Origin of the sequence: Halomarina salina (genome assembly GCF_023074835.1) — an archaeon.
Taxonomy (GTDB): domain Archaea; phylum Halobacteriota; class Halobacteria; order Halobacteriales; family Haloarculaceae; genus Halomarina; species Halomarina salina.
Map to the genome: position 1 here is coordinate 770334 of NZ_JALLGW010000001.1, position 17648 is coordinate 787981.

General features: G+C 58.8%; 11 protein-coding genes. All 11 read right to left on the reverse strand.

What is annotated here, in order from left to right; genetic code table 11:
* Window positions 1-68 precede the first annotated feature (68 nt).
* Complete coding sequence (locus tag MX571_RS03885) at window positions 69-656, reverse strand: diacylglycerol/polyprenol kinase family protein (RefSeq protein WP_247418425.1); 588 nt, start codon at window positions 654-656, stop codon at window positions 69-71.
* Window positions 657-666: 10 nt separating this feature from the next.
* Window positions 667-2481: a glycine--tRNA ligase gene (gene glyS, locus MX571_RS03890; RefSeq protein ID WP_247414271.1), complete on the reverse strand. Its 1815-nt coding sequence runs from the start codon at window positions 2479-2481 to the stop codon at window positions 667-669.
* Window positions 2478-3335 (reverse strand): CBS domain-containing protein, encoded by an 858-nt coding sequence (locus MX571_RS03895; RefSeq protein ID WP_247414272.1) that lies wholly within the window; start codon window positions 3333-3335, stop codon window positions 2478-2480. Before MX571_RS03895 ends, glyS begins: the two co-directional genes overlap by 4 nt.
* Before the next feature lie 190 nt (window positions 3336-3525).
* Complete coding sequence (locus MX571_RS03900; protein WP_247414273.1) at window positions 3526-4077, reverse strand: DUF7529 family protein; 552 nt, start codon at window positions 4075-4077, stop codon at window positions 3526-3528.
* 144 nt (window positions 4078-4221) lie between these two features.
* Window positions 4222-4656, reverse strand: coding sequence for a DUF7555 family protein (locus tag MX571_RS03905; protein WP_438267222.1), 435 nt, complete (start codon window positions 4654-4656; stop codon window positions 4222-4224).
* Window positions 4610-5950, reverse strand: coding sequence for an ABC transporter ATP-binding protein (locus tag MX571_RS03910; protein WP_247414275.1), 1341 nt, complete (start codon window positions 5948-5950; stop codon window positions 4610-4612). The genes MX571_RS03905 and MX571_RS03910 overlap by 47 nt, the downstream gene beginning before the upstream one ends.
* On the reverse strand, window positions 5947-7056 hold the full coding sequence (locus MX571_RS03915; RefSeq protein ID WP_379750937.1) for an ABC transporter ATP-binding protein: 1110 nt from the start codon (window positions 7054-7056) through the stop codon (window positions 5947-5949). Before MX571_RS03915 ends, MX571_RS03910 begins: the two co-directional genes overlap by 4 nt.
* Complete coding sequence (locus tag MX571_RS03920; RefSeq protein ID WP_247414276.1) at window positions 7053-8603, reverse strand: ABC transporter permease; 1551 nt, start codon at window positions 8601-8603, stop codon at window positions 7053-7055. Before MX571_RS03920 ends, MX571_RS03915 begins: the two co-directional genes overlap by 4 nt.
* Before the next feature lie 2 nt (window positions 8604-8605).
* Window positions 8606-9694: an ABC transporter permease gene (locus MX571_RS03925; RefSeq protein ID WP_247414277.1), complete on the reverse strand. Its 1089-nt coding sequence runs from the start codon at window positions 9692-9694 to the stop codon at window positions 8606-8608.
* Between the two features lie 255 nt (window positions 9695-9949).
* Window positions 9950-11884, reverse strand: coding sequence for an ABC transporter substrate-binding protein (locus MX571_RS03930; RefSeq protein WP_247414278.1), 1935 nt, complete (start codon window positions 11882-11884; stop codon window positions 9950-9952).
* A 1835-nt stretch (window positions 11885-13719) separates the two neighbouring features.
* Window positions 13720-17517 (reverse strand): type IV secretory system conjugative DNA transfer family protein, encoded by a 3798-nt coding sequence (locus MX571_RS03935; protein WP_247414279.1) that lies wholly within the window; start codon window positions 17515-17517, stop codon window positions 13720-13722.
* Window positions 17518-17648 lie beyond the last annotated feature (131 nt).

The following is a 17648-nucleotide window of genomic DNA, read 5'->3' on the forward strand; positions in this document are numbered from 1 at the left end:
GGCGATCACTGGAGATTCGTTCGTTCACCACGGTGTGCTCGTCGGTTCTGGTGGGGTCGCCGGTCCCGTCAGGCCATCCCGACGACGAGCCACCCCAGCGCGACGCCGACGGCCGCGGCCGGGGGGATGGTGAGGTTGTCGTCGATGACGTAGGTGGCGACGACGGGTTTGACGCCGTCGGCGAGCGTCGCGGCCGCCGCGCCCGCGACGGCCGGGATTGGAGCCAGGCCGACGCCCAGCGCGATGGCGAGACAGACCGCGAACATCGCGACGAGGACGGGCCACCCCTTCACCGACTGGAGTTCGCCCGACCCGAGCAACCCGCTGACCGGGTCGCCGAGCGCGAGCATCAGCATCCCCGCGACGGCCGCGCCCTCGACGGCACTCGGCGGGAACAGCCACGCGACGCCCGCCATCGAGAGGAGGTACAGCGCGTACCCCGCGAGGTTGTCCTGCTCGTACTCGCGGGTGAGGGTGTCGAAGATGCGCCACTGGACGGCTCCCGACAGTCGCAGCGCTTCGAGAACGAGCCCCAGAAGGGCACAGACGGTCCAGGCTGCCTGGACCCAGCGCCACGGGATGTCGAACAGGAGGTACGTGATGGGGATGCCAGCGCCGGTCGCGTGGACGAGTCGGCGCTGGACCTCGGCGGGCAGGACCACGACGCTACTCGACGGGGTCGCCCCAGTCGGCCAGCGCACCGCCGGTACGGAGGTCGGCGATAGCGGCGGGCAGGTCGTCGACCGGGAGGCGGACCTGGTCGGTCGAGTCCCGGTCGCGGAGCGTGACGGTCTCTTCCTCCAGCGTCTGGTAGTCGACGGTGACGCCGTAGGGCGTGCCGACCTCGTCCTGTCGTCGGTAGCGCCGACCGATGGCACCGGAGTCGTCGTAGGCGACGCTCAGCCCCGCCTGCCGGAGCGTGGCGGCGAGGTCGCGCGCCCGGTCGTCCATGCCGTCCTTGCTCATCAGCGGGAAGACACCGACCGTCGTCGGGGCGACCTCCGGTGGGACGGCGAGGTACGACCGCTCCTCGTCGTCGACCTCGTCGGTCCGGAGCGCGTGGTCGAGGACGGTGTACACCAGCCTGTCGACGCCGAACGACGGCTCGACGACGTGGGGCGTGACGTGCTCGCCCGCCTCCGTCACCTCCTCGACGCGGTAGTCGAGGGCGTCGGCGGGGACGGCGTACGTCTCGTCGTCACCAGAACGCTCCGCGTTCTGGTTGGCTCGCGAGTCGCTTCGCGTCTCGCGAACGTCGACGGTCACCTCGACGGTGTCCGCGTCGCTCAGGTCGTCGAACTGCTCGTCGCCCGCCGCAGCCATCCGGTCGAGTTCCTCCGCGATGGCTCCGGCAGCGCCACCGAACTCGGGGCCGAGGACGCTCATGTCCGGCTCGACGACCGCTCGCTCGACGGTGACGGGGTCGTCGTACTGCTGGAACACGGTGAAGTCGGCGTCGGCGTACTTCGCGTGCTTCGAGAGGTCGTAGTCGCCGCGGTAGGCGAAGCCCGTTATCTCGATCCAGTTGCCGTCTATCTCGGCCTCGGCGTCCCAGCAGTCGCTCGCGTAGTGGGCGAGTTCGCCGGGAAGGTGCTGGCGGTACCGGAAGCGGTCCATGTCGACGCCGATGCGCTCGTACCAGTCGCGGGCCACGCCGAGGTAGAACGCCACCCAGTCGCTCGTGATGATACCCTCGTCGACGGCCTCGCCGACGGTCGTCGTCTCGATGCCGCCGTCGCCCTGCTGGGCTTCCGCGGAGTAGAGGGGGAGTTCCACGTCCCGAACGCGGTCGAGGGGTGGCTCGTCGGCCTCGGGGTCGACGAAGTGCTCCAGTTCGGCCTGCGTGAACTCCCGGACGCGGACGAGGCCGCGTCGCGGCGATATCTCGTTGCGGTAGGCGCGGCCGACCTGTGCGACGCCGAACGGCAACTGGTTCCGGGCGTACTCCTTCAGCCGGGAGAACTCCACGAAGATGCCCTGGGCGGTCTCCGGGCGGAGGTAGCCGGGCTGTGAGGAGCCGGGACCGATGTCCGTCTCGAACATCAGGTTGAACGCCGACACGTCGACGCCCGCCAGCGGCGCACCGCAGGAGGGACACGTGATATCGTTGTCCGCGATGAGCGCCTCCACCTGGTCGGTCGGGAGGCTCTCGGCGTCCTCGACGTCCGTCGCGTCCTCGACGAGGTGGTCGGCGCGGTGGGACTCGCCGCACTCGGGGCACTCGACGATCATGTCGTCGAAGCCGTCGAGGTGGCCCGACGCCTCGAAGACCGGTTCGGGCATGATGGTGGGGGCGTCGATCTCCATGTGGCCCTCGCGGGTGACGAACCGGTCGCGCCAGGCGTCCTCGACGTTCGCCTTCAGGCTCGCACCCTGTGGGCCGTAGGTGTAGAATCCCGCGACGCCGCCGTACGCCTCGCTGCCCTGGAAGAAGAAGCCGCGGCGCTTGGCGAGTTCCATCAGGTCGGCGCCGTCGCTCATAGCGACTTCAGGAGGTCCATGTCCTGGACGATGCCCACGAGTTCGCTGCCGCTCATCAGCGGAATCTGCTCGATGTCGTGTTTCAGCATCTGTCGCGCGGCGTGCTGGGCGGTCTTCTTCCGCGAGAGCGTCACCATGTCGTCGCTCATGAACTCCGCGGCGGTGCCCTCGGGGAACTCCACGTCACGGGTCGGGATGTAGCGGTTGCCGACCGCCTTGATGCCCTCCCACTTCCAGTCGTCGTCCTCGTCGGCGATGGAGTCGCCCGTCTCGCCCTCGCCCTCGACGACCTCGGCCACCTCGATGATGTCGGCCTCGGTGATGATGCCGACGGTGTCGACGCCGTCGTCGTCCTCGTCGACGACGAGACCGTACGGGACGTCCGCGTACGACAGTTCCCGCTCGACCACGGCCAGCGGCGTCTCGGCGTAGACGCAGTTGATGGCCGTCGTCGCCAGGTCGCCGACTTCGCTGTCGCCGTCGGCGTCGCCCTCCGCGATGGCACGGACGACGTCCGTGATGGTGACGATTCCCTCCAGCGTGTCGCCGTCGACGACGGGGACCCGTCGGGCCTCGTGGTCGCGCATCACCGCGGCGAGGTCCTCCAGCGAGGCGTCGCTGCCGATGGTCGGACCGTCCTCGACGAGCAGTGCGAGCTGGTCCTCGTCGGGGTTGTTGATGAGGCCCTCCCGGGAGACGAGTCCCCGGAACACCTCGCCCTCGTCGTTCGGTTTCACGACGGCGACGGAGGAGAACTCACCGGTGCGGAGATACTCCAGCGCGTCGTCGCGGTTGCCCGGTAGCGACACCGTCACGACGTCGTCGCCCGGCGTCATGGCGTCTGCGACGTTCATGTGTCACCCTGACTCCGCCCGCGTACAAAGGCGTTGCACATCCACGGCGACCGCTCACACAGCCGTTAGCTAGACATCATTCAATTGCTTGTACTGATGTCTCTAGTGACAATAATGAGTGTGGAAGAGCTATTGCTGTCCATCTCCCCCGTGCCTAACGACGTACTCCGACTCTGAGTACGGAAACACGTTACTGACCGTTCGTTTCGAATTGATAGTATCGGTCTGGGTCTGGGAAAAACTTCTCTGGTTCGTCATATCGGTAGGAGACGAGTGATGTCCCATCGAGTTTCTTTATATGCGAATGCATCTCCCCTCGTTCCATGGATGTCCGAACCATCTCTGAGGCGAACTGCATCCGGTATGTTCCTGAAATGAATAATGATAGCTGTTGATCAGTATCGATACGCTCAATTACGATAAAGACATTATTTGATTGAATTTTCTGGTAAACTATCGTCTCATCGAAATCTGCGCGTGAGTCAAACTCTAAAAGTGACTCTTCTTTGTCACCTGAAATGATGTACGTGAGTCCCCACTCATCAGTTTTCCCCGATGTCGGGTTCTTTGGGGTTGTGTCCCCAGCAGATAACAATAATGTTTCATACCCGTTTTGCTCCCGATCAGCTATCATTGCTTTTGTGTCGGCGAGCATCTGCTCGACCCCATCCCTCACCGTATCGGGGTCGCCAACTCGTTCGAGTCTATCATGACCGCCGTGTTCTGGATTCTCTCCAACCATACCTCTGTCAAAGGATGGATTCCAATAAAGGATGCGAGAACTCGGTTGCTATGATTGGGGGATGGAGTTTCCGAAGATCTAGTAGTTGTTCATACTGTCTATGATGGGCGAGGTATTGCCTGTTCCACACCGAGGCAACGTCGCTCAACTCGAAATGCCAATTCCAGCCTCAAGAAACAACGATACTCCCAATACGATGATACTCGCGACGAATATCTTCGTATCTCTGCTGATTCGCTCTTCAAGAAGCAGTCTATCTTCGTCTGAGGGAAGCGCGTCTTGTATTCGCTCTTCGAACGCGTATTCTGTATCGTTGTCCGTGGTGAGTAGCTTCTTGTTTTTGTGGGGTCGCTCCGGTTGGATACCGAAACTCCCAACGCCGAACATGAGCACTCCAATAACGAACAATACGTACTTGAGGGTAAGTAGCCCGTCACCGAAAAGAAACGACAGGACGGCACTGAACGCAATGATTCCTCCGGCCACAGTGCCTACCCAGAGGGTAAACTCAATTACCTTCAGCTCTCGTCGACTATTCCTCATCGATCCGCCGGGCAAGGACTGGTTCGACGTCCTCATACTCCGACATATGTCGATGGCAATAGCTCTGACGGCCTGTTTCACTCACTGTATGGAACTCCGGACGCTCATTATCGCAGACGCTGCCAAACGTATTGTGGAGATGTTGTCGCGCATCTCTTGGGCGTCCGTCTTTCACCTGTTCGACTGCGGTTTGCAGAGGTTCGTTCACGTCGTTTGGCAAATCAAGTTGCCTGAAGAGATCTTCATATGCTTCCTCTATGTCGTCGTATCTCGAGAACAGGCCTAACCGGCGTCTGACTCGATCGGATGTCCCCAACTCAATTCGTGAACGTTCTCGGATAACTTCACGGAACCGCTCGATTGCATCCCACACCTCGCTATCGAGGTGTTCGTATTCCGGCGGTCGAATCTTAGCGGGACAGCGCGTCGCAAATTGGCAACCTTTGGGGGGGTCCCGTGGACTGGGCGGCGTCCCAGGTAACATAATGCGCTCTCGGGAGGCTGTTGGATCTGGTCGAGGGATTGCCGACAGAAGCGATTGGGTATACGGATTCTCTGGATCGTTGTAAAGCTCCTCGGTCTCTCCGAGCTCCATAATCTTTCCAAGGTACATCACTGCAACCCGGTCACAAATATGGCGAATTACAGATAGGTCGTGGGCGATGAAGAGATACGTCAGGTCGAACTCGTCCTGTAAGTCCTCGAGCAACGTGATGATTTTCGCCTGAACACTAACGTCGAGCGCACTTACGGGTTCGTCCAGAACTACGAACTCCGGCTCAAGCGCTAGTGCCCGCGCAATACCAACTCGTTGTCGCTGTCCTCCAGAGAACTGGTGTGGATATCGAAAGTAGTGCTCCTTTCGAAGACCGACCTGTGACAGAAGCTCGACTACGCGCTGACGACGTTCTTGCTTTGTCTCCCAACCATGGGCGTCTAGTGGCTCTTGGATAATTTCACCGACCGTCATCCGGTCGTTGAGGCTCGATTCAGGGTCCTGGAAGACCATCTGAGCGTTTCGACGCCATTCCTTCAACTCAGAACCGCTGAGCGACGTAACATCTGTCCCATCGAATAATATCTCGCCTTCTGTAGCAGTCTCCAATTGGATGAGAGTCCTTCCGAGAGTGCTCTTTCCCGACCCAGATTCGCCGACTAATCCAAAGGTCTCACCCTCTTTGATTTGGAAGCTAACGTCATTGACTGCCTTCACAGGAGCATCGGCAAAGAACCCATCTCCACCATAGTATTTTTTGAGATTCCGCACTTCGAGTAGCGTTTCGCTCTGTGTACGTTGCTCAAGGTCTGATTGGCCAGTTGTCTTGCTCATACTGTATCACTCTCCGTGGTAGAATCGGCTCCAAGTGATCGGTGATGTGCTACGCGAGATTCCTCGTCTTTATCGCTGGGGTAAAGCAGACATGCCGCGGTATGCTCATCGCTTTCACCTACTTGTACGTGCTCTGGGTGAACTTGGTCGCACGCGTCGAATGCTTCTGGACATCGTGGTGCGAACCGACAATAGGTGGCTGGCTCATTCGGCGTTGGGACATCCCCCTCAATCGTCCGGAGCCGTTCATTGCCGGACCGTTCGCCTGGTATCGCGTCAAGCAACCCTTGTGTGTAGGGGTGACGGGGGTTTGCGAACAGTTCTTCTACTGGTGCCGTTTCCACGATCTCTCCTGCATACATGACGTTAACGCGATCCGCTATTTCGGCGATCACCCCCATGTCGTGAGTGATGAACAGGATTGAAAGCCCACGCTCCTCTTGCAGCTCCCCGAGTAAATCGAGAATCTGCGCCTGAATTGTTACGTCCAGCGCCGTGGTTGGCTCGTCGCAGATGAGAAAGTCTGGGTCACAGGCGAGCATCATCGCAATGACGGCCCGTTGGCGCATTCCGCCCGAAAACTCGTGTGGATACTCGTTGAGTCGGCGTGATGCATCCGGGATCGCGACGGATTCAAGAAGATTTACCGCTTCCTCACGGGCCTCTTCACCACGCAGCCCTTGGTTGAACCTGAGGGCTTCCATAATTTGGTTTCCGACGGTGTAGACAGGATTCATCGACTGTTGTGGATCCTGAAACACCATCCCAAGGCCACTCCCTCGGATCTCCTGATACTGTTTATCTGTATATTCTGTTAGCTCCTTCCCATCAAACTGGATTGATGAACCAGATAGTATCTTCCCTGGGCTTTCAATGAGTCCCATGAGCGACCGCGCAGTCACACTCTTCCCAGACCCTGATTCGCCTACAATACCGACGGTTTCCCCTTGCTTTACGTCGAAGCTAATCCCATCTACAGCCCGAATTGTCTCCCGATCAGTGTAGAACACTGTTTGCAAGTTTTTCACTGACAGGATAGGCTCCCCGTCTGTGTCTTCCTTTAGTTCTTCTTCGGTTTTCCCTTGACTCGTGTCTGTCTGCATCATGCACCTCCACCTGCTGCGGCTTGTTCTCCAGTGCTGCTTTCAGTTTCGGGGTCGATTGCGTCTCGAAGTCCGTCGCCGAGAGCATTCAATCCCGTGACGAGGATGACGATCATCAGTCCAGGAATCAGCGAAATGTGCCAGGACGGCCCTGCCACGTAGCTCTGGCCTTGTGATATTGCCCGTCCCCAGGCTGGAGTCGGTGGGGAGATTCCAAGACCGTTACCCAGGAACGAGAGCGCAGCGAGTCCGATGATTATCCCTCCTACTGACATAGATGCGTATACCAGGAGGTAGCCCATTACATATGGGAACATGTGCTTTCGCATGATAACGCGTGGACGCTGCCCGAAGCTTTTCGCGGCGTCGACCCACTCTTCTTGGGCCACTTGGAGGGCAGGTCCTCGGACTGCCCGCCACAGCCCCGGCCATCCAGTGAACGCAAATATCAATGCAAGTAAAAATCCTCCGTCAAGAACACCTGCCAACCAGTGGTTAGCAAACACTGCACTTACCATAATCAGCAGTAGGAGCTGTGGTACCGATACAATACCGTCTGCCGTGGTAAGAATGCCGAGGTCAACACTACCGCTGTAGTACGCAGAGAGCATCGAGAACACCATTGCGAGAAGTGCACTGAGGCCAATGGATAATCCTGCGACAATGAGCGTAATCCGTGCTCCCCCCATCATAAATGTGAACAGGTCTCTCCCGTTTGGAAGGGTCCCGAACGGATGATAGCGGTTGTACTGATCGTAGCTGAACGGAGCGACGTTCTGATCACCTGCCCCCTTTGACTTCGAGTTGAAATTGGCGTCTCCGGGCGTAATTGATTCAACTTGGCCGCTCTCCTCGGAGTAGAACTGGATCTCAGACCCATATGGCGATTGGATATTCTGGCTAACAGTCGTTGGACTAAGGGTGGATCCGAATAGCGCCATCGTTAAGAAGAGTAAGACGATGAGTATCCCAAACTGCCCCCATCGGTGATTTCTCAGTTTATTAACAATATCGTCTGAAGGGGCCCAGTTGGCACGTCGATAGTTATTCCTGTAAATGAGCCAGCCCTGGAATATCCAGTAAAAGGCGAACAGTGCGTACACAAGGACCAGCAACACACGGAGTGCCCACGCGAACGCAGGCTCTAGACCGAGGAAGGTTCCAACCCAGGGGCCATCAGCACCAGCTAAGTGGCCTTGATTCGGGATTAGCTGGCGGCTCAGTAATGTCGGGAGCGATTCTGCTACCTCCCGAAATCCTGAAATCGCATTCGATAGCCCCTGTTGCACCCCCACAATGGCCTGGGAAGCGCCAGGAGACACTAACCCAATGAGGACGTCGAAGAATGCCGTTATCCCCATGACTAGTGCATCCAGCAGGGTTAGTACCCCTCCCAAGAATGCTCCCAGCTCCACCAATAGCAGTAATCCTGCAACGGTTGCCCACCGAATCGCGGGCCTAGGATTTTCTGCGATACGCGCTCGCAGTGATGACTCATCCCGTTGGAACGGGCCTCCTCTTGTCGCTTCGTTTGTTGAATTTGCACACATGATTAGTCAGCATCCTCCAATGCGATCCGCGGATCGATGAACGTATAGAGCAGGTCCTGAGCGATGTTCAGCACCACTTGAATAATGACGAATACGAAGACGAGAGCCATTACAACCGGGATATCTGGGCCCAGTATCGACCGGAAAAACAGATTCCCGAGGCCGTTGATGCTGAACACCTGTTCGACGAGAACTGAGCCGCCAATGAGCAGGTAGAACTCATTCATAATCACGGGGAGAAGCGGCACAACGGCATTACGACCGACGTGCTTGGCGATAATTCGCCGTGTCGAGAGCCCTTTCGCCTTCGCTGTCTCGACATACTTCGAGTTGATGCTCTCGAGAACCGCGGTTCGAGCAATGCGGATCTCATTCCCCATCGATGCTGAACCCAGCACCAGTGCTGCGGGAAGAATCCATTTAAACGCTATCGCCATATTCTGTATATTTGGCACTGGAATGAATAGCAGGTCCAGTACTGGGACCCCGTTGAACAGGTCTATCGTGTTGAACAGATTGGCGACTTCATCGGGTGTTCCGATAACATCTGTTCGTACCCAGAACCCTCGATACCAGGAGAGGAGTCCACCTGCAGAGAGACTACCAGCAATCATCACAGCAAGCCAGAAGTTGGGCATTGCTCGCCAGATGATACCGCCTCCAGAGGCCAAGTAGTCGCCCCACGTGTTTGCCCGAATTCCGGCATAGATCCCTATGGGTACCCCAAACACGATGGCGATGACCACAGACCAGAACCCCAGCCACAATGTCGCTGGCATTCGACCAAGAATAACATCAACCACTGGGACGTTCCGCTGAATGACCCATGATTGGCCGAAATTCAGCGTGAACAGGTCTGTCATTACCATGAAGTACTGGTCCCAAAGCGGAACTCGTGATCCATCTGGATAGGCAATTCCGAGTGCGATACGCAACTGACGAGCTGCTTCTGGATTTGCGTCTCGGCCAAGTATCGATAGTACTGGGTCAAGTGGCCCCAAATACATAACTAGAAATGACATTGTCAGGCCGAATAGAATCACGGGTATGCCCAGAATCAACCGCTTTACGAGATAGAGGAGCCGATTCATTTGATACTACTACCCTCTACGGGTGCTGTGGGATGGCAGGCAAAGCCCAGAGTACCTACTATGGACTTCGCCCATGTGACACCTCTCACAGAAACCCGACCTCTAGCTTGTGGTGGAGCTACACAGTTCGACAGTGAGTCTATTGTTTTCATTTTGTAATACCTGATGGGCTAAATCCCACAGCCAAACGCTGTCTGATTGGCCGATTGGTAGTCGAGGATTTGAGTATATCGATACGGTCGGAGTAGTGTTGGCTTAGCTACCGCTGCTATTACCGCTGCTATTACCGCTGCTGGTACTGCCACCACTACCACCACTGCCGCTGCCACTTCCTTGCCAGTGGCTTTCATAGGCTTCTGCACCGCCGGGGAAAACCTGGGGCGGCTGTAGATGGAACGCACCATTACCGCGTCCCTTAAACACACTGTTCACGAACTGCTCCTGATTGATGACGTATGCCATGGCCTGCCTGACTGCCTTTGGCACCTTCTCCATGTGGAACCCGACGAAGTAGGTGTTTATTGAGGACGTTTCAGCCATGTTGACCGTCTGGTCGTTCTCGAGTGGACCATACGTACCCGTCGCTTGTCCCCCTTCTGCTTGTCCTAGGTCGGCCTTGTTCGGGTTATACTGTGCAGTTGGAATTGCAGCGACGTCCGCATTGCCGTTCAAGAAGTAATTGAACCGTGCTGTTGTGTCCGTGATAATCGCCGAGTCAATCCCCTCGATTGCTGCCATCTGTCCATGGTAGTCGTCGAAACGGTCTGCAGAGAACGAACCACCGTTCCCGGATTCCCAGTTCGCAAACTGGAATGGACCACAGCCGATGGGATTAGAGGTGGAGAACTCCTCGTACCCCATCTCGCCCTCGTAGCCCTCGATATCACCAACGATTCCCTCTGGAACGACGGAGAACGCCGAGTACGCGAGTACCGGAAGGACATACGTGAATGGGTTGTTCAGCGTGATCTTGAAGGTGTAGTCACCCGTTGCTTCAACACCAGTAGATCCTGAAACCACATTCCCATCGTCGTCAGTTTCGCGCGCAATATCTAGCACGGAGATGGGGAAGTACGTGTTCGTCGAGTTCGTAGATTCGACGAGCCGCCGGATTGAGTATACGACGTCAGAGGCGGTGACCTCACCATAGTCGCCGTGGAACTGGATCCCCTCTTTAAGAGTGAATTCGTATTCCGTCAGGTCATCGTTCGAGGTATAATCCTCGACAATGAGGGGTTGGACTTCTGTCGTCCCGTTCTGGTAGTTCATGGGGGCGTCGAACATGTTCATAATCTTACCCCCACTAGCAGTGTTCCCCGAAGCAATCGGGTCAAGCGTACTGAAGGTTGCCGAGATAGTATCCAGACGGCTTTTTCCTTCGAGTCCGTTCACTGAAATGTTTTCTTTCGATCGGGACCCACCCATACCCCCAGGTGGGTTGTAGTCGAGTCGGTCGTACCAGAATACCTGTGATGCTTGATGGTAAATCGGCAGCAGTGCAGCAGATTCCCAGAGGCCTTCTTCCATTCGGACTGCTGCTTCATTGCGTGCAGTCTCCGCAGAATCACTGTTACCTGGGTTGTCAGTGATCTGGTCGAACTGGTCGATCATATACTGCCGAACGGAGGCATCACCCTTTGCGTCCTCCGACCAGAACAGTCGTGCGCCGTTCGGAGTATATCCATCTGCGTCGTAGATGGTGTTGGGTGGGTCAACAAGCTGAAGGAAGTTCTGCCCCCCCGGGTAGTCAGCGATCCACCCGAGTGTATACGCCTCATGCTCCCCCTTCTCGGTCGTATCGATTAGAGCGCTGAAGTCAGCCTCATTAATATTCATGTCTATATAGGCTGACTCCAACCGTGCGCGAATCGTATTCGCCATCTCGGTCCACGCTGGGCTAGTGTACTGAAGCCAGTTGAGCTCGAATCGGTTATCCGGCCCGTATCCGGCCTCTTCCATCACTCGCTTGGCCTCTCCGACCCGCGTTTCGTTGGCTCCGTATGGATAACTGTCGAGTCCTTGGAATCCTTCCCCGCCGTTTTCGGTTCCAGTGCCTGTTTCGTTTCCTGAGGTATCATTCCCTGAACTTTCGCTGTTCGAGTCACTGGAACAACCCGCTAATGCAACTGCCGCGGTAGCCCCCGTTGCCTGCAAGAATCGCCGCCTCGTTTTTCCGCTACTGTCTGTCATACCAAGAGCCACTATCCAATCATGATTAATATAATTGGCGCTATTGGCGCGGTATTTGCGTCATATCAACGTTTTAGCTACCGCTCTTCGTCTCGCTCCCGCTGCTCCCGGACAAACATTCTATTCTGCGACTAAAAATACTCCCTGTTAGCTAAAAGCGCTTCTTCAGTTATCTGCGTCGAGCTACGACCCCCCTATCGGAAAGTGTACTATGTCGAGAGAGATATTCCCATTTCTGGCTGAAATATATCCATTTTGTGGTCGAGTTCTTCATTCGATCACTGATATTTGGATCACTACCGTTATTGTGCTTCTTTGGCTGACTCTTTCATCGTGCCGCTATGTTAACTTGCTCGCTCCTCTTGCAGTGAGTCGCATTCCAAGCAAGAAATAAGATGGAAGGTGATCATGGTTATACGGATTACTAGACAATATCGTAGAGAGCACCGAGTTTCATGTCTTGACTGCGATTAGTGCTCTTTTTCGATGTAAGGCCCCCGATACTGTCATAGCGAACTCATCAGACCAAGGAGGGTCTATAGACGTTACTTACTAGCTCCTGAATTAAATCTATGGAATATTTGTATTAAAAATCGGACAATATCAGGGCGGATCTGATTCACAGGCCGGTCGTACAACTCTATCTCGCTCAATAGTTGCGGCGGTCTGGCAGATCAGCGGCGAGGAGAACTTGATAACCCGTTCCAGTGGGACGGATCTCTGTATACAAATCTAGCCGGTTGATGATCGTCTTTTGCTTGGCCGCTCGGTTGGTCTGTCTCAACATTCCGAGTCGTCGGGATCAACTCCGACGAACGAATCGTTTTCAGTGGACACGAACCCTATTCCGTCGACCACCTCTCGTTCGGCGGCATGTTCACGAGCTATGTCGAAGGTCACCCACGTCGTCCCGTTGGTCGTCGAGGTGTATCCCCCATCTGCGAATCGATCGGTACCTTTGTCGCCTCGCCATCGCACTTCTCGGTCCGCCAGCGAACCCACTGCGACCGATCAGTCAATGCCGACAGCAGATTGTCACACGCGGGCAGACTCATTCCGTTCGCTTCCCTCGGCCGAGAGCGAGGAAGATGCCTGCTCGATTCGAGCCACTCCCTGCTGTCGGGCGTGCCATCTCTCGAACCGCACGGGTGAGTGGACAACCAGGCTAGCGCTTTATCGCTACCACCACAAAGATCGGTCATCATCGCCGAGTCGCTCGCTGGTTTTCATCATCGGTTTCGACGGTCCTATGCCGGTTATGACCGCTTTTTCTCGCACTCCGCTCACGAGAGAGCGTTCACGATCAATCAACCTCTCCGCAAGAAAGGGTAAAGAAGGTGAGTATGACTGACCGCTATCGCCCCGGTGGCGATTCAAGAATGGCGTTGTGTTGATGGATGAGGGCTGTTGATGCAGTATTTCGTCTGTCATAGACATCTCCGACGACCGCCTCGCGACCTGCAATGCGTCATATTCGGCTGCAGTTATGCGGTTTCGGGGTCAGACATCGTTTATGTTGATACCGGTCCGAGCCATGCTCACCACTCATTGGTTGAAATCAAGCAGGAGAGCGCCAGTGCTGGCTAGGTGGCGCTCTTGCAGGTGGCTGTCGGTCGCTGTATCAGTGGCGTGGGTTGCACTCTTGATTGCGTTCTCACGGGTGTTCTTGCGGTCGAAATCACCGATGATGAGACTCCAGGGACGGACGGAGGGCTGCCGAGCCGTGTTCTCCCCGGCCCTGCGACCGCTGGAGCGAGTATGAGCGCGCTGCTCTATCGGCCTCCCAGACCACCGGTAGAGCCATCAGAGGTTCGCCTCCGGCCACCGATCGGCAGTCAGTCGAGACGGTCACGAAGCCACCTCACGGGGTACATTGCGGTCAGGCCAGCCGTGTCGATGGTGAACTGCTGGGGTGGCGTCGTCTCCGCATAGGACGCCTCGACCCGCGGGTCGCCATCGGCAGGGTCGCACAGCGCATCCAGTACGGCATGGCCATCGCGCTGTGACATAACGATCCAAATCGCTGCTTCGGGGTCGCAGGCGGCCATCTTGTCGAAGTCGGCGGGGGTAGCCTTGCGAAGGTCGTTGTTGACGCGTTCGACCTCGACAGGGACAATCACGTCGCCGTCAGTGTCGAGTGCGGCGATGTCGAGTCGGTGCTCGGAGTCCGGGAGGTCGTAGTACGGGACGACCTCGGTCGCCGGTGAGTCGGGATTGTCAACGAACTCTTGTTCGAGCCATCGTCGGCCCACCTCGACACCGAGGACGTGTTGGCTGGACTCTTCGAGATCACCCTGGCCGTGGCCGTAGTCGACGCCCTGTCGGTAGCTCTCGCCGATCACTTCCCGGCCTGCAGGGGTGACGCTGAACAGGCGGTGTGGGTGGTCGGTGTCGTGACGCAGCACGTCGGTGTCGAGCAGGTCCTGGACCGCTTCGCTGTCGATGCCGACGTACTCTTCGAGGCGGAGCATCGAGTCGTACAGGAGGTCGTATTCGAGCGGGTCGTACCGGAGTTGCTGGGCGTTGTAGACGGCCTGGAGGAAGAGGAGCTGGGTGTCCGACCACTCGGTCGCGGCCCGTTCGTCGGCCGTGAGCTTGAGGTTCACTTCGCAGATCGGGATGTCGGCGCGGTCGGCCTCGGCGAGCGACGAACAGCAACTGATCGCCCGACGCAGCCCGTCGATCGAGGGGTCGTAGCGGTTGTCGCAGTCAGCACACTGGAGCGCATGACTCGCGGCGTCGTACGTGACCATCGGTGGGAGGCGCTGGGTATGGGGGAGTGCGCTGTCGACGCGGCTCGCGGCGTCGGGCTCGGCCACCTCGCTTTCAGGCTCGACAGTTCCAGGGTCGGTGAGCGTCAGTCCGTACGCCTCTCGGGTACGCTCGGTGGCCAGCGTTCGTGCGGCGTCGAACCGAACCTGTCCGGTGTCGTCCAGCGGGTCGTCACCGTCCGGGTGACCGTCGGGGAGCGCCCCCGATTCCAGTCGGAACGGTCGGGGTTCGGTATCGCCGAAGCCAGCGGGCAATGCGGCGAGCCACTCGCCGCGCGTCAGTGCCCGCAGTCGAGCGCCGACCGCGTCGGCGTTGAGCTCGTCCGTCGCCAGCCGTTCGGCCAACGGCCGGTCGTGAGGGACGTTGCCGGTGACGAGCGTCGAGACGTTGTTGAGAACCTCCTCGTAGGCGCTCGGGGAGCGCTCGCGGAGCTGCGCGGGGAACTGCATCGCGAGCGTGATCGCACAGTCGAATCCGCGAGCCTGTGCAAGGAGTGTCTGCAACAGATCCGAGATGGCGATGCTTGCCGCCTCCTCGACGTAGAGGTTGACCAGCGGGTCAGCTGGGTCGGCAGGCGCTAGCTCAGTATCCCTGTCTGGGTCGTCGTCGGTGTCGGTCAGGTCGTCGCCGGCTCGTTTGGTGCCGATCGCCGCGACGGCCTGCTTGCGCCGTCGGAGCGCCGTCCAGAGGTTCGAGAGGACGACCAGCGCGAGGACGCGCTGGGCTTCCGAGCGCAGCCCGCCGGTATCGAAGATGATGACCGTATCCTCGTCGAGGTGGTCGGCGAGGTCGAAGCGCGGGCCGTCGTCGGCCGTGTCGGGTAGTGTGCTCGAGTCGTGGGTGGTGCTCGGGATGTCGCTGACGTGGTTGAACACCCGCCCGAGGCGCTCGTCGGCGGGAATCTTCTCGATACGGTTGGCGACCCCCTGCATGATCTCGTCGAATGACTGTGTGCGGTTGGCGGTGACGCCTGCGAGCATCCGTTCGAGGTCGCTATCGGAGACCGCGGGCGCGGTCTGGCGCTCGTGCATACGGCGGGCGGCCTGGTGGAGTGCGCGGTGTGTGTAGGCGTCGTCGCCGTGGACGGGGTCGAACAGCGCCTTGACGAGATACCGGATGACGTCCGGTGAGCGGACGGCCTGCTCGAAGCGCTCACGGCCCATGATCCCCATGAGGATGTCGAGATAGTGGTCGGCGACGTCCTCGACGGCGGTCGTCCGACCGACGCCCGCTTGGAGTTCTGCACGAATATCGAAAAACGAGAACGCGGGGAGTACCTCACTGCAGTCGAAGTGGATGACATCGTTGAGGTCGCCGTAGCGAGCGTAGTGGGCGCGGCAGTACTGTTCGGCGAGTCCGTCGCCCTTCGGCGCGATAAGGATGTCCGCGCCGTCGGTGGCCGCATGGTTGTCGAGGATGGCGCGGACGAGCGCGGTCGACTTCCCTGAGCCGGTCTTGCCGAGCCAGGCAGCGTGAAGCGGCTGGAGCGTCGGCGGGACCGCGATGGGCTTGGGTTCGGTTTGGCCGTTCTCGGTGACGGGATGGCCGAGCGTCAGGCCCGTCGTTCGGTAGGTTTCGAGCTGTGCCTCCGGTGGCCGTGGCCGGTGTGCCCGCTCGCTGGCGGTTGCGGCGAGGCCGCGCTCGCCGCCCGCGGTGACGGTACTGTCGAGCAGGCAGAAGCTGGGGGCTTCGCTCGGGTCAGCGACGACCCCCCGACTGCGTGGATAGGAGAAGGGTAGTCGCGTTCGAAACCGCTCGTAGTTCGGCGGGTAGAACGTCCGCGTTTCGAGGTCGGTGAGTACCTGTTGGCCCCGCGGCGGTTCGTGGAGTTCGCGCAGTTCGTCGTCGTGGTGGAGCCGCCCGAACACCGAGTACGACGTGTGGCTGAGGTAGTCGAGCGTGCTGGCGAGGTCGGCCGCGGCGTTGATGGCGGTGGTGGTCGCCGCCCCGGTGAGCGCGACGGCGCGAGCGTTGACGGCGAACGACCGACGGGCGTCCTTGGCGGTGAGTTCCTCAACGCGCTGGGCGTCGCTCGGTGTCAGCTCCGCTTTCGTCGGCTGAGTGTCGCGGTCGTCGTCCTCGTAGCGGGCGTAGATGCGCTGCTGGTAGCTGTCGGCCCCGTGTGAGAAACTCGGATACGGCCGCATGAGTACCTGGTAGACGATCGGAACGGGAGTGTTGACCATCGTCTCGATGACCGATGCCAGCGGCACGCGCCCCCGTGCGCCCGAGGTCCCGGCCGCTGTCCCCTTTCGTTGGACGGTTCCCGTGCTGGCAGTGCTCGCGCCGCGCCCGTCAGCACGGGCCTGGCGCTCGATGCGATGGCCGTCCGTCCCCTCGCGGATCGCCCCGAACGACCGCAGGCAGGTGCGCCAGTCGCGTCGGCCGGCCGCACTCCCCCAGAACTCGACGCCCGCGACCCACGGGTCGGGCAAGTCGTCGTCTGGTGTCGGACCGGCGTTGGCGAAGTCGGCCGGATGGAGTTCGACGTGCTCGAACTGGTAGGTGTCGGGGAACAGTCCCCGACAGACCCGTTCGAGGACGTTCGAGTTGCCGGGCGGGTCGACGCCAACGTAGTACTCGAGCCGGTTCGGGCGGCCGTGTGAGAAGACGAGCCACTCGATGGTTGCCGTCGGTCGGGCCTGATACAGGTGCTGGAGCCGCGACCTAGTGTCGGCGGGTTTCAGACTGTGGAACTGGCGAAACTGTGCCGCGACCGTCCCCGGATCGAGCGTCCCCTCGGCGGGTTGGATGCGAAGGTATCGTCGCCTCTCGTAGCCGTCGCGAAGCGTCGTCCGAGCCCGTGGGTCGACGTCGTTATCATCGGCGTTCCCGAACCAGTGCCCGAAAGTGTCAATCATTAATATGTCGTGTGTATGTTACCTGGTAGCGTTGTACATACAATCTCTGGACGGTCGGTAAAAATCCCTTTCGCCTCTCTCAGCATTCAGTGACGGTATGAGTTGACGACTCGTTCGCAGACAGTCCGGAG

What these genes read in the sequence shown, in the direction of transcription:
- MX571_RS03905 (WP_438267222.1), bottom strand. Translation starts at nt 4,656, where the DNA reads ATGAGGACGTCGAACCAGTCCTTGCCCGGCGGATCGATGAGGAATAGT.
- MX571_RS03900 (WP_247414273.1), bottom strand. Translation starts at nt 4,077, where the DNA reads ATGGTTGGAGAGAATCCAGAACACGGCGGTCATGATAGACTCGAACGA.
- MX571_RS03915 (WP_379750937.1), bottom strand. Translation starts at nt 7,056, where the DNA reads ATGATGCAGACAGACACGAGTCAAGGGAAAACCGAAGAAGAACTAAAG.
- MX571_RS03935 (WP_247414279.1), bottom strand. Translation starts at nt 17,517, where the DNA reads ATGATTGACACTTTCGGGCACTGGTTCGGGAACGCCGATGATAACGAC.
- MX571_RS03910 (WP_247414275.1), bottom strand. Translation starts at nt 5,950, where the DNA reads ATGAGCAAGACAACTGGCCAATCAGACCTTGAGCAACGTACACAGAGC.
- MX571_RS03895 (WP_247414272.1), bottom strand. Translation starts at nt 3,335, where the DNA reads ATGAACGTCGCAGACGCCATGACGCCGGGCGACGACGTCGTGACGGTG.
- MX571_RS03920 (WP_247414276.1), bottom strand. Translation starts at nt 8,603, where the DNA reads ATGTGTGCAAATTCAACAAACGAAGCGACAAGAGGAGGCCCGTTCCAA.
- glyS (WP_247414271.1), bottom strand. Translation starts at nt 2,481, where the DNA reads ATGAGCGACGGCGCCGACCTGATGGAACTCGCCAAGCGCCGCGGCTTC.
- MX571_RS03930 (WP_247414278.1), bottom strand. Translation starts at nt 11,884, where the DNA reads ATGACAGACAGTAGCGGAAAAACGAGGCGGCGATTCTTGCAGGCAACG.
- MX571_RS03925 (WP_247414277.1), bottom strand. Translation starts at nt 9,694, where the DNA reads ATGAATCGGCTCCTCTATCTCGTAAAGCGGTTGATTCTGGGCATACCC.